This window comes from Sphaerisporangium sp. NPDC051011, assembly GCF_040653595.1.
Classification (GTDB): Bacteria; Actinomycetota; Actinomycetes; order Streptosporangiales; family Streptosporangiaceae; genus Sphaerisporangium.
On sequence record NZ_JBFAGG010000006.1, the window covers coordinates 112,283 to 124,632 of the forward strand.

A 12,350-nucleotide genomic window follows, 5' to 3' on the forward strand; every position below is an offset into this window, starting at 1 on the left:
CACCACAGCTCACCGGAGAGGTGACACCGCCATGACCTTGACACCGACGTGGAACACCCGCGCCCCCCTCTGCGTCGACAACGTCCTACCCAAAGCTCTGTGCCTGGAACTGCTCCGGCACTTCGACAGCAGCGTCCAACGGCCCCGCAGCTACCAGGGCATAGTGAACGAGTCGCTCCGCAAGTGCGAGTACGCCGCGGTCCCTCAACCGCTCGCCGACAGGGTCACCGACACCGTGACACCGCACCTCGACGGCTACTTCAAGGTCGAGACCCGCGCCGTTCCCGGTCAGCCCGCTCTGATCTACCGCTACGGGCTCGGTGTCGGCTTCGTCACCCACCACGACGAGGTCACCGCCGAGGAGACCGACCGTGCTGCGGCTAACGGCCAGCCCATCATCGGCGGCGACCTGACGACACTCCTATTCTTGAGTGGACCGGACGAGTACGGCGGCGGCGACCTGTATTTCATAGAGCCGCCCCTGGAGCTTCGCCCCGCCCGTGGGGCGCTCGTCGCCTTCCCCGCCACTCGCCAATACCTACACGGCGTTCGGCCCATCACCTCGGGCGCCCGATACACGCTGCTGATCCGCAGGGCGGTTTGCCGCCCAGGTCAACCGCAGCGGCCCGGCCCGAGCCATATCCTGCAACAGTCCAAGTAATCGCCCGCAGAACGCCAGAGCCGTCTCACGTTGGGGGTCATCCATGACCGAGCAGCCCGATCATCCCCCGCTCGGCGCCACCGCCGGTAGGCCCCCATGGGAGCGGCTGCCGTCCGCCTTCCGCGAGCTGGTCGACGACAGTCTCGACTCGCCAGTGGCGAGCGCGCAGGTCCAGCAGGGCGGCTTCACTCCAGGCGTAGCCGCCCGGCTGATCTTGACTAACGGTACGCGGGTGTTCGTCAAAGCACTCCCTGACGATCACCTGCTCGCCCACCGATACCGCGCTGAGGCAGCCACCTCGAAAGCACTGCCAACAGGGGTGCCCGCGCCGAGGCTGCGCCTGTACCGTGACGCCGAAGGCTGGGTACTTCTGGTCTTCGACGACGTGGAAGGCCGCCATCCCGATCTGTCGCCCGGCTCGCCAGACGTGCCCGCCGTGGCCGCCGCCGTGGAGGCCATGACCGAGTCGCTGACGCCGTGCCCCCTTCCGGACGTGCCGAGCGCCTCGACGATCTGCGTCCCGATGATCCACGGCTGGGACGAGCTGGCCGCCGACCCACCTGCGGACCTCGGCGCGTGGGAGCGGGACAACCTGCCGCTCCTGGTCGAACTGGAGGCGGCATGGGCCGCCCGCGCCGACGGCCCCGCCCTGGTACATGGCGACATCCGCCCCGACAACCTGCTCATAACCGCGCACGAAACCGTGGTCGTGGTCGACTGGGCCAAGCCCCGCCGGGGCAACCAGTGGCGGGACCTGACCGACCTGATCCCGCACCTGATTATGGCCGGTCACATCCCTGATGCCGCTGAGCGGGCACTGCACGGCCTTCAGTTCTGGGAGAGTGCCCCCGCCGAGGCGATCACCGGCTACGCCGCCGCATATGCTGGGTTCTGGACGCGGATGAGCCGGAAGCCCGATCCCCCAGGAGTGCCGAACCTGCGCGCCTACCAGCGCCGAGCAGCAGGCGCTGCCCTTGCCTGGACGCGCTTCCGCACAGGGTGGTAGCCCTCTGGACTAGGCGGCGGCGGGCCGCGGCCCGCCGGCGTCGCGCTTCAGGGGTTGCGCGGCGGGCCGAACCCGGCTCCTATCTACTGCACATCGTGGATCGGCCGTAAGGCGGAGCTGTTTCTGGGACAATGGACGGGCGATGCCCCCCTCCCCGCCCAAGCCCCCTGTAGACGTCCTGCGCCTGAACAACGGCGACGTCTTCCTGCTGCCTGCCTTGTGGCCGGTACGGCTCACACCAGAACAGCGGGTGCAGTTCGCGCGGGTTCTGCTCGGCGAGGAATGCCCGGACGCGGCCGGTTGCTGAACGTCTATATCTGAAATGACGCCCCAGGCGTGCCTTGGAAGGTAGGCCGCCGGTCGGACGGCTCAGTTCAGCGACCCGGTTACGAGGTAGGAACCAGGCTCCGAGTGCCGCAGGTCAGCTCAGGTGAAGGAGTTCCTCCGGCTCAACGATCCCGGCGTCGACGTCGGTGAACAGGACACCCTTCATGCCGCACCGTTCGGCCGACGGCAGGTTATGGGCGGTGTCCCATCTGAGCGCCCGACAGAGGGCCGTCCCGCATTCCGACACCGCCCACCCGGCAGGGTCCAGCGCGCAATGGTGTCGGTCCCTTGAGTGACCGCGACACCGTCCGCACCGCAGTTGTGGATCGCGTGCGCGAGATCGTGCGGGTCGTCGAATCTGAGGGAGGCGCCGGGAAGCCGGCGGAAGTCCGCACATCGAGCGCGACATCGAACTGGGCCAGCCCAGGAAGACCGGCTAGGAGCCCCCGGTAAGACTAGGGCACACAAACCGGAGACCTGCGCGCCCGGGGTCATGCCGATCGTTCCCCTGAACAATGAGACGGCAGGCATCCACGTCCCCGGTAGGCATAAACGACGCCTAAGCAGGATCTCCGGTCGAAATCGAGATCCGTTACCGGTGCCCTCCCCCTGACGGCCAGACCCGGACATCATCCGGAGCACACGGTCTCGTGGCACCATCGGCCTCTTCGTGAAGCCGACGGTGCTGTTCCTCGAAACCGAGGATCATCGCGAGCGCGACCTGTGAGTTCATTCTGACCAGGACGTTCGCGTGACCGGCCGGGTCAACGAAAGGCGAGATCACCAGGGGCGCGGGAATCCCGCGGCTCCCCAGCCAGTCCTCCATGCGTTTGCGAAGCTCGGAGGCCAGACGCAGCGCCTGGCGCTCCCTGTCGCTGAGGTGAGACATACCGCCGCCTCCTGGTTCAGCTCTCGTCAACGAGCAGCAGGTCCACCCACGCGTCGGGCAGCTTCTCGTCGACGTCGAACCACACCGCCATGCCGTCCCCACGCCGCCGGGTGATGCCCCACTGCTTGGCCAGCGTGTCGACGAGCCGCATGCCCCGACCGCTCTCGGCGCCCTGATCGTCACGCAGCAACCGAGGCAGGCCGTTCTTGCCTTCGTCCATCACCTTGATGTGCAGCTCTTCGGCGAACGTCCGGACGATGGCCAGCGTGAAGAAGTGAGACCCGCTGTACCGGATGGAGTTCGACGTCAGCTCGGACACCAGCAGGACCGCGACCTCCGCGGCCGGGTGATCGAGAAGCGTCTGCTGCGTGACCCGCCGCGCCTGGGACACCTGATCGCCGGTCGCCCGGAAGGTCTCCCGCCGAAACGTACGCACCCGCAGCGCCTCGCCCGCCACGGGCGGGTTGGGCACGAGAGCCCAACCACTCGGCGACCCGATCAGCTCCGACACCGAGCCGCACCCCTCCACGGACTCCGCCTGTCCCATGGTCATCACCCAGTCACCTCCAGATGCTCGGATTCCCTGCGGTCACAGCAGGTTCGATGGCAATCTCTACCGAGAGTGACGGGTCAACTACTACGGTGCAACCACAATCCAAAAATTCTAGGAAATCACACCTGATCTTGAGTGGTGACAGCACGGGATCGCCGATTCCGGCACATCACACAAGACCAGGACGATCTAGGACTAACAGAAGGGCTAAGTGCAATGCCTCAACAGACAAATCCCACAATCCGGCAACGCAGGCTCGCCGCGGAGTTGGAGCGTCTCCGTGAGGCGGCCGGCTTCACCCGAGAAGAGATCGCCGAACGACTCGACTGGCATGCGACCAAAGTATGGAGAGTCGAGAGCGGCCGCTCCGGCATCAGCACGGGCGACCTCAGGGACCTCCTCGACATCTACCAAGTCAACGGACCGCGGCGCGACGCCCTGATCGCGCTCGCCCGGCACGTCCGTCAGAAAGGCTGGTGGACCGAGTACCGCGACGTCCTTACCGGCTCCTATCTCGACCTCGAAGCCCAGGCCTCGATGATGCGGACTTACGAGCCACAGCTGATTCCCGGACTGCTCCAAACCGAGGCGTACGCACGCGCCGTGGTCCGCGCTGCCCTCGTCATGGACCCCAAGGAGGTCAGGCGACGCACCGAAGCCCGCATGGCGCGGCAACAGTTGTTGGCCGAAGACCGCGACGGCCCCCAACTGTGGGTCGTCCTCGAAGAGGTCGCCGTCCAGCGGCCAGTAGGCGAGGGCGACACGATGCGCGAACAACTGCAACGACTCATCGCCATGAGCGAGCACCCGAGGGTCACAATCCAGGTCATCCGCACTTCGGCCGGCGCCCACCCCGGCCTGTCCGGCCCCTTCGTGCTACTGGACTTCCCGGCACCGGAGTTCTTCGCCCCCATCGTCTACCTGGAGACCGCAGCAAGCGGCCTATATCTGGAGGAGACTGAAGAAGTACTGCGTTATACGCTGATGTTCGACCACCTCCGGGCAATCGCCCTCGGACCAGCGGAGTCTGTCAAGTTCATCCAGTCGATCCAGTCCGGACTCGGGAGCCGAGAATGATCAGTGGCGACGACATCGACGTGTCACGTGCTACTTGGCGGAAGAGCAGCCGCAGTCAGGGCCAGGGTGAGAACTGCGTAGAGGTCGCCCGGATGGGTCCACAAGTCGCAGTACGTGATTCCAAAACCCTCGACGGCGACGTCCTGGTCGTCAACGGGCAGGAGTGGAACATCTTCCTATCCAGCATCAAATGACGACGATGGTCCGGACATACGTTTTCCACGGCGACCTTTCCGCTGCGGTCGCGTCGGAGGCCCATTGCGTATTGCACGAGGCGAATCCCTGAGAGCCTGTACCAGGAAGACGTCCTCAGCTGCCCTCCGAGGTACGAGTCTCCACAACCCCGACCCCGTTACGGATGCTTCGTACCTGCTCGGCGATATGAACGGCGGCTTCCCCAGGATCTTCATGCTCCCAGACTCGAATGACGAGCCACCCGGAGTCGGCGAGAGTCCGATCGGTTTGGGCATCTCGCTCCCGGTTGCGAACCACCTTCTCCGCCCAGTAGTCGGCATTGGTGGCGGCCTTGGTGTGGTGCTCAGGACACCCGTGCCAGAAGCACCCGTCGAGGAACACGGCGACCTTCGCCTTGCTGAACACCAGGTCGGCCGTACGTCGGATCTTCGGCAGCGGACGAACCGAGACCCGGTACCGCAGCCCCAACGCATGCACCGCACGCCGCAAGGCGAGCTCAGGCTTGGTGTCCCTCCCCTTGTTCGCCTGCATGCTCTTGCGGACGCCCTCACTGGATGCGCCGACAGGTCTCGTGGTCGCCATACGTCTACCGTACGAAAACGCAAGGTCGCGCGAGGCCAGATCATCTTCGGACAGCGATCAACAAACGATCTCACTTCGGAGTAATCTCCGTCACAACAACAGAGAGGGAGGTGGCGATGACCAGGTTCACCAGCCTGGACATCTGCGCCGGAGCCGGCGGACAGGCTCTCGGTCTGGAGAGAGCGGGCTTCGATCCCGTGATGCTCTTCGACGAAGACCCCGACGCATGTGCCACCCTCTGCGCCAACCGCCCCGCATGGGACGTCCGTCAACTCGACCTTGTGGATTTCGTGGGAGACGAGCACAAGAAGGTACTGGGCGTCGACCTCCTGGCAGGCGGACTCCCTCGACTTCCGTACTCGATCGCCGGCAAGAGGGAACAGGTCGCGGCCAGAAGTGATCCCCTACACGCGGCGGTCTGGTTGGCCACCGAGGTCCGACCTCGCGCCATCATGCTGGAGAACGTTCCAGCTCTGGTCAAGGACGACTTGTTCGCCGGAGCCCGCAGCTTCGTCGAACAGGAGCTGAAGAACAACGATTACGAGTGCGCCTGGGCCGTCTTGGACGCACAAGATCATGGAGTACCCCAGCGCCGCCAACACGGCGTCATGGTGGCGATGTGCAAGGGTGATCTCGCTCGGTTCGAGTGGCCAGGATCGACCGGCGCCCCGGGAACCGTCGGCGATGTTCTCTGGGCGTCGATGGCAAGCCGCGGCTGGACGGGGGCTGCGGCATGGCGCCTGCTCGCCAACGAGGTCGCGCCGACGATCGTCGGGGGATCCAAGAATCGCGGTGGGGCGGATCTCGGACCGACAGGAACGAAGAGAAAGTGGGCCCAATTGGGAGTGGACGGTGGCAGCATCGCGGACGACGTTCCTGACGCAGACTTCGTCATGCGCCCCAGTACCGGTCCCGAGGATCGTGGATCGCTGCCGAAGCTGACCATCCCTCAGGTCGCGGCCCTCCAAGGTTTCCCCGCTGACTGGCTGGTCGTGGGACGAAAGACCTCTCGATACCGCCAGATCGGTCATGCGCTACCGCCTCCGTTGGCCACGGCGATCGGCTGCGCCATCGCCAAGGCCCTGAGCCGCTGAGGACGACGGCAAGGCCAGGCACCGTCGTCAAGGGGAGGCTCCGCTCTCGCATCGAGATGTCGGTGTTGCTCTACGATCGGTAGGGTAACGCGCATGACCGCCGGACCGTCCGATCGCATCAACATCGTCGACCTGTTCTCGGGCTGCGGCGGTTTCACCCAGGGATTTCACGAATTCGTGCCTACGGGCGGCGCATATTCACCCTTTCATACCGTGGGTGCCGTCGAGTGGGATATCGCGGCCGCCACGACGTACGCCGTGAACTTCGCGACAGAGGCAGGCGGAACGGATCACATATTCGCCGGCGACATCAAACGCTGGAACCCTGCCGATATCGATGCAAAGGTCGACGTGATTTTGGGCGGGCCACCCTGCCAAGGTTTTTCCGGACTAGGGAAAGAGGATCCGAACGACCCTCGGAACCAACTGTGGCGGGAGTACATTAAGGTGGTCAAAAAGCTCGAACCAAAGATATTTGTCATCGAGAACGTGGATCGGTTCTTCAGATCATCCGAGTACAAGGAGCTCATGGCGGCGGCCAACGGTGGAGACCTCAAGGACTACGAGCTCCAGCCGAAACATCTGGTCGCCGCCGACTATGGCGTACCGCAGGCCAGAAAGCGCGCCATCGTTTTGGCCACGCACCGGGACTTGATCAAATCGCACCCCGCGGGAGCCCCTTTGAAGCATCCCACTCCCACGCACATCGATCCCCGGAAGACCGAGGGAATTTTCTCGGAGACCGACGCGCTGTCTGCATGGGTGCCCGTGAGTTCGGTTTTCGGCGTGAAGGGGGAGCCGTTGACCGCGGAGGTGCCGGCCACCACCGAGCTCCCCGACGGGCGCTGCGACATGCTGGGGTACGAGGTGGCAGGACCGTTCAAGACCACGGACCTGCACATCGGCAGAAATCCAACACCTCTGTCGATTCGGCGATACAAAGACATCCCCGAGGGGGGGAACAGGCACGACATCCAGCCTGAGAACTCCACCGAAAGCTGGATGAACCATCAGACGGGCTCCCATGACGTCATGGGCAGAATGTACATCGACCGACCGTCCGTGACGATCCGCACGGAGTTTTACAAGCCTGAAAAGGGACGCTACCTCCACCCCTGGGCGCACCGACCGATCACTCACTACGAGGCCGCGCTGCTCCAGGGATTTCCCGAACACTTTCTCTGGTGTGGCGGCAAGACCGAAATCGCTCGTCAGATAGGCAATGCAGTACCCGTGGGCCTGGCGCGAGCCATCGCCAAACAGGTCTACAGCTACCTTGAGGCCACGGGGGAGATCGGCGCTCCCGCTGAAGAGTAATGCAAAAGGCGGCTCGAAAGCCGCTCACGGGTTCTCCAACGGTAGGCCGGGGCCCATCCTCAGGTCGCCCCGACCTTGCGACGTCGCACTCCCGCCGAGCCTGCTCAAGCGTTCGATACGGTGGCCACCTTTTCGCGCCCCCGGACGGGTGCTTCTTCGTACAGCTTCTCGAACAACGGCACCAGGGCGTCCACGGCCGTTTCGGGTACGCGGATGTCGTCGGGCCCTTCGGGAAGGGACTCGTACGGCAGGTGCACGCTGTCGATGTCGTCCATCCACGCACGGTAGGCATCCGCGTCCTGCACCTCGTCGGGCGCTAGCACTTCGTACATCAAGGTGCTGCCCGCGGCGTTGACGGCCTTCGCCAAGGCGTTGACCTCCCGTCCGATGCGAATGCTTTGTCGGTCGAGCATTCGGACGAGCGCCTGGGCGGTCGGCCTGTGCTGAACGATCTCGAGTCGGAGCGTGGTGTTCAGCATGTCCTGGTTTCCACAGGCGATCTCCGCCGGACCGTAGTCGTCTCCGTCCCGGAAAAGTTCCGCCACCCACCAGAGACGAGCGAACGCCTGCGTGTGAAAAGCTCCCTGAAAACGAGCGGAGCTCACCTCAGGTACGGGCTTTTCCTTGCTGGGCCGTCCAGGATGGCGCCAGAACACATAGTCCGATGCGAGCCGCAAGGCGAGGAAGTTCCATAGTCTCGCGTCAGCGGCCTCGCGCCGCGACAGGCGCAGCGCTGCGTGCAGACGAGGCGCCAACCAGGCGTCGGCCCTCGTGGGCACGTCGCCGTACCGCCGCATTGCCTCGTCGACCAGATCACGCACCCTCACCGCCTCCCAACGCGATGAAGAGTCCAGCGCGATACACGCCTTGGCGAGCGCGGCCTGGGGCAGGCTTTCCGCGCCGGTGCGCACACCGACGGTCAGGTACTTCGTCACGGTCGCATCCGGCAGCAGAGCCAACCGTTGCGGCCTGTCGAGTTCGTTCACTTGCCCTCCCCCGTGGAGCTCATCCTGCGGATGAACGCGCCGAGGGACTTGGATGTTCTGGCCTGTTTCATCGCGGCGTGGAGGATTCGGGTCTGGAGTTCTCCTCCGCCCTCTCCTTCTCGACGCCGTTCGCACAGTTCGACCAATGCGTCGCCAGGTGAGCGATCCGGGTAGACGTCGGACAGCATTCGCCGAAGAACCGACTCCCTCCACCCGCCGGGCCACTGTGGCTCGCCCTCCTCGACTTCAATCGCATACACGGCCGCGTTGAACAGAGCGGCCCAGCAATCCCCGGCGATCTGTGCCGCAACGGCATCTTGAACGGCCCTTTCGGCGCCGCTACCCGAATCCAGGAGCCGCTGTAATCCTTCGAAGCCGGTGTTGAGATAGACGATGGGCTCGTCGTCGGCGGCCTCAACGGCCCAGGGATCGGTCCTGTACGGATTCAGATACGGGTTCTCCTCCGAGGAGAAGTCTTTCCAAACGGTCTTTATCGTCCGCTTCCGTGTGGGTGTGCGGACCTGCAGATCGATGGTCCATCGGCGGTCGGTCCGGCCGACCACCCGACCTGCCACCCCGTGGACCGTGGCGGTGACGATGCCCTCGACCTCTGCCTGCCCCACGTGCCAATCCCGATGCAGTTCCACCACGCCGATGTAGTAGCCATCGGTGTGGGGCCGCATGAGGGTGAGGAGGCGGGTGTTCGTCTTTCTCTCCGTGAGAACGACGGCACGTCGCGGGTCGCCCCATTCGTCCGAGTCCAGCTCAGTGGGAGTACGCATGCGGAAGACGATGCGTGCGCGCTCCCAGTCTTCGCGTTCCACCTGGTGCAACGCCACGACCTGTTCTTGTGGCGAGATGAGCGCGAGCGGCAGAGGTTTGCCGTCCAGGCGCGCTTCCTTGACCTCCAAGGTGATCTCGCCGTGAAGGGTCGGGTACGGAGTCAACGTCTTCACGAGATGGCCTCCTTGGGACGCGTTAGATCCACTTCGACCACGGACATCTGTGCCGCCACGGGATGGCTGCCGACATCGCTCACACCGGTGAACGCCGCCGTCCGGGCGCCGGCTGTGAATCGCAGGAGCTTTCCGTCGACGAGTTCGCAGTGCGACTCGGGCACGAGTTCAGCCCACCCGGCCAGTGGTTTCGGACCGGACCGTGTGGCGAACCGCAGCACCGGTGCCATGATCCAAGGATCTTCTCGTTGCGGAAGCCGGACCTCGACCCGCACCTGCCAGGCGCCATCCGGTCTCACGGTCCCCTCGACCGCTCCGACCGTGGGGAAGCCCGGACTCCGGGGAGGGGACGGCAGATCAAGACTGAGCAATTCGCGGAGCACGGTCGGACCGTCCTCGGACTTCTTCTCCGGTGTCCGAACGAGCTTTCGGACCTCGGCGAGCATCCCCGCTCGGAACTCCTGGATCCGAGTCGCGGCGCCTCTCACGTACATGGCCGTGAGGTCGTCGGTCTTCTTCCAGTCATTGTGCTCCGGCGGCTCCGCCGCGCGTAGGAATTCCTCCGCGGCATACGCGTCCTCTTCCTCAGAGCCGGTAGCCAAGCCCGCGAGGAGAACGGCCTGGAAGCGACGTACTCCCAGGGGGAGATCCGTCACCGAACGGGACATGACCACCATGCGACTGCTACGCATGCATACGATCTTGTTCGGGGCCTTGTCATCGTCGGTGGTCGGGGTCAGCAGGAGCACGGCGTCGTGTGCGGCCGGCGGTTCCGACGCGCTCGCCGCGGGCTGTCTCAGGGCGGGAAGCCCCAAGCGCACGGTCGTGCTCACGACATCCTCGTCCGAGGTCAACTGCTCTACCGTCTCCCCTGCAAGAAAGGCACGGAAAGCACGGACACGAGCTGGCTCGTGCTCACGGGGATCCACCCGTTCCGCCGCCTTGACGACCTGACCGTCGCGGAGCGCAATCACCGAAGCCTCCAACATGGGTTGCTCCGTGGCGGTGGAGACCATCGACGCCCAGAAGTTCTCCGCGAGGCTCTTGACCAGGACCTCGTGCATCTCCTCCAGGGTCGTCGCTTCCCCCGTGCCGTCATGAGCGCCCACGATGAGAAACGAGGTTCCCGGAGCGTCGTTGTCGCGCTGCAGTTCCAACGCCTCAACTGTGCCGGGGTCGGCCCACCAGGAACAGGCCGTTCCTCCTCGCTGGGCGTCCGGTTCCCCGAGCCACGCCGGGCCCGCATAGTCCTTGCCGTTCACTCGGCGCCAGGGGAGATCGAGACGTCCGATGACTCGTCGCACGGTTCGTCCCTCATGAGCCTCGGAGAGCGTGCTGTTGATCAACACCAGACCTAACTGGCTGGTGGCCCACAGAACGGCCTTTCCCAGACCGAACGATCCGCCAGCCACGCTGGACTTGTGACTGTCCAGTTGACGACGCACCACGGCGGAGAATTGGCCGTCGCCGTACTCGGGTCCCATGAGACCGTTGGCGTTGTAGTCGTCGACACGCAACAGCAGCAGGCTGCTGGACTCGCGCATCTCCCGCAGCCCATTGGCGATGATACGTCCGACCTTTGTGGTGGGATCAGCAGCCGCCTCATAGTGCGCCTCCAGCTCGTCCCAGCGCAGGGCTTCCAGGAAGCGGTACAGCCTCTCACCGGAAATTTCGTGCAGGGCATAGCGCACCCTCACCGACCGGCCGTGGTCGTACCGCTCGTCCAGGCTGTTCTGGGTCGCCTCCCTCGCGAGCACTCTCAGGTCCGAATCGAAGGCGAACGCCGCCGGGTTGCCCAGCTCTCGACCGCCGTCCTGATGCGCGGGCCGGTGATACCAGACGACATGCCCCGCCGAGTCGGGTACGTCATCCAACGTCATCACCGAGCCGGTGCTCAACCCGAGGATCTCTTCGATCGCCCGGATCTTCTCCAGGCGAGGTTCCGCGCGTCCGGTGACCCAGGCCGAGACGGCGGCTCGCGTGACGTCGAGCCGCTGAGCCAGCTCGGCCTGGCTCATGCCCTGGCGCCGTAGCTGCCTTCCGAGCCAGACCCCGAAGCCGCCCTGATCCTCCATACCCTCCCCCTCTGGGCGGTGAGCCAGCGCCCAGCCGTCCCTTTGACACGGCAGCGTACGTCAAATGCCGCTTGACGTCCATGACGCGCAGTTTGAGACTGAGGCTGCGCACTCCAATCTTTCAAGCTGTCGAGAGCACCGCGTCTCGGGTCGGCGGCATCCCCACCACCGCAACGGCGCTCGCGTCCCCTATGTCCGAGTAGTGCCACTTAAGGAGGTTCGATACGCCGATAGAGCATTTATGCCACCGTGTCTGGTTACTAGAAGATTTAGGCGGACAGGTGACAGTGTGCCGCCAAGTGGAGTAGTCTTTGCACTAATCCAAACGGATCGTCTCGTAACGATTCGCAAGGGGCGATTTGTGTCTTGCGCCACCCGAGGCACACGGGCCAGCTTGTTGTGTCAAACGCTGTTCAGCCCCACTGGGTAGACCCGTAGCGCTAAGCGAGAGGTGGCCGCGCACTCGTGAAGACCTGAGCCAACCCCATTCTCTGTTACCGCGACGGATCCACTTCCGTCGCCCACGAACATGCCTGGTCACGCCCTTGTGATCACTGTGCCTTACGCTCTTGCCGTCCTATAAGACAGAGTCGTACGGCGCTCCCTATCGAGGATCTCACTTTCAATCGGCC

12 protein-coding genes are annotated in these 12,350 nt (G+C 64.6%); 7 read left to right on the forward strand and 5 right to left on the reverse strand.

The window, feature by feature from the left end:
* The first annotated feature begins 31 nt into the window (after window positions 1-31).
* The 3 genes from AB0H21_RS15690 (at window position 32) to AB0H21_RS15700 (ending at window position 1,974) form a co-directional block, all read left to right on the forward strand.
* A complete protein-coding gene (locus tag AB0H21_RS15690) occupies window positions 32-661 on the forward strand; it encodes a 2OG-Fe(II) oxygenase (RefSeq protein WP_358516726.1) in 630 nt (209 codons plus the stop codon).
* A gap of 43 nt (window positions 662-704) precedes the next feature.
* Entirely contained in the window at window positions 705-1,667 is a 963-nt protein-coding gene (locus AB0H21_RS15695; protein WP_358516728.1) for a phosphotransferase, read from the forward strand.
* Window positions 1,668-1,809: 142 nt separating this feature from the next.
* On the forward strand, window positions 1,810-1,974 hold the full coding sequence (locus AB0H21_RS15700) for a hypothetical protein (RefSeq protein ID WP_358516730.1): 165 nt from the start codon (window positions 1,810-1,812) through the stop codon (window positions 1,972-1,974).
* Window positions 1,975-2,899: 925 nt separating this feature from the next.
* Here AB0H21_RS15700 and AB0H21_RS15705 read toward each other — a convergent pair.
* Complete coding sequence (locus AB0H21_RS15705) at window positions 2,900-3,436, reverse strand: ATP-binding protein (RefSeq protein ID WP_358516732.1); 537 nt, start codon at window positions 3,434-3,436, stop codon at window positions 2,900-2,902.
* A 216-nt stretch (window positions 3,437-3,652) separates the two neighbouring features.
* Here AB0H21_RS15705 and AB0H21_RS15710 point away from each other — a divergent pair, with 216 nt between their 5' ends.
* Both AB0H21_RS15710 and AB0H21_RS15715 read left to right on the forward strand, forming a co-directional pair.
* On the forward strand, window positions 3,653-4,513 hold the full coding sequence (locus AB0H21_RS15710; protein ID WP_358516734.1) for a helix-turn-helix transcriptional regulator: 861 nt from the start codon (window positions 3,653-3,655) through the stop codon (window positions 4,511-4,513).
* Window positions 4,510-4,707, forward strand: a complete 198-nt coding sequence (locus AB0H21_RS15715; protein WP_358516736.1) for a DUF397 domain-containing protein — start codon at window positions 4,510-4,512, stop codon at window positions 4,705-4,707. Before AB0H21_RS15710 ends, AB0H21_RS15715 begins: the two co-directional genes overlap by 4 nt.
* Before the next feature lie 115 nt (window positions 4,708-4,822).
* On the opposite strand, the gene AB0H21_RS15720 is transcribed toward AB0H21_RS15715, so the two are convergent.
* Entirely contained in the window at window positions 4,823-5,290 is a 468-nt protein-coding gene (locus AB0H21_RS15720; protein WP_358516737.1) for a very short patch repair endonuclease, read from the reverse strand.
* Window positions 5,291-5,406: 116 nt separating this feature from the next.
* Here AB0H21_RS15720 and AB0H21_RS15725 point away from each other — a divergent pair, with 116 nt between their 5' ends.
* Both AB0H21_RS15725 and AB0H21_RS15730 read left to right on the forward strand, forming a co-directional pair.
* Window positions 5,407-6,384, forward strand: coding sequence for a DNA cytosine methyltransferase (locus tag AB0H21_RS15725; RefSeq protein ID WP_358516739.1), 978 nt, complete (start codon window positions 5,407-5,409; stop codon window positions 6,382-6,384).
* 93 nt (window positions 6,385-6,477) lie between these two features.
* A complete protein-coding gene (locus AB0H21_RS15730) occupies window positions 6,478-7,701 on the forward strand; it encodes a DNA cytosine methyltransferase (RefSeq protein ID WP_358516740.1) in 1,224 nt (407 codons plus the stop codon).
* 104 nt (window positions 7,702-7,805) lie between these two features.
* Here AB0H21_RS15730 and AB0H21_RS15735 read toward each other — a convergent pair whose 3' ends face one another.
* Genes AB0H21_RS15735 through AB0H21_RS15745 form a run of 3 tightly spaced genes read right to left on the reverse strand, consistent with a single transcriptional unit; the run spans window position 7,806 to window position 11,718 of the window.
* Window positions 7,806-8,687, reverse strand: coding sequence for a DUF6339 family protein (locus AB0H21_RS15735; RefSeq protein WP_358516742.1), 882 nt, complete (start codon window positions 8,685-8,687; stop codon window positions 7,806-7,808).
* Window positions 8,684-9,643, reverse strand: coding sequence for a hypothetical protein (locus AB0H21_RS15740; protein WP_358516743.1), 960 nt, complete (start codon window positions 9,641-9,643; stop codon window positions 8,684-8,686). Before AB0H21_RS15740 ends, AB0H21_RS15735 begins: the two co-directional genes overlap by 4 nt.
* Window positions 9,640-11,718 carry a helix-turn-helix transcriptional regulator gene (locus tag AB0H21_RS15745; RefSeq protein ID WP_358516745.1) on the reverse strand — a complete coding sequence of 693 codons (2,079 nt, stop codon included), beginning with the start codon at window positions 11,716-11,718 and terminating at the stop codon, window positions 9,640-9,642. Before AB0H21_RS15745 ends, AB0H21_RS15740 begins: the two co-directional genes overlap by 4 nt.
* Window positions 11,719-12,350: the final 632 nt, after the last annotated feature.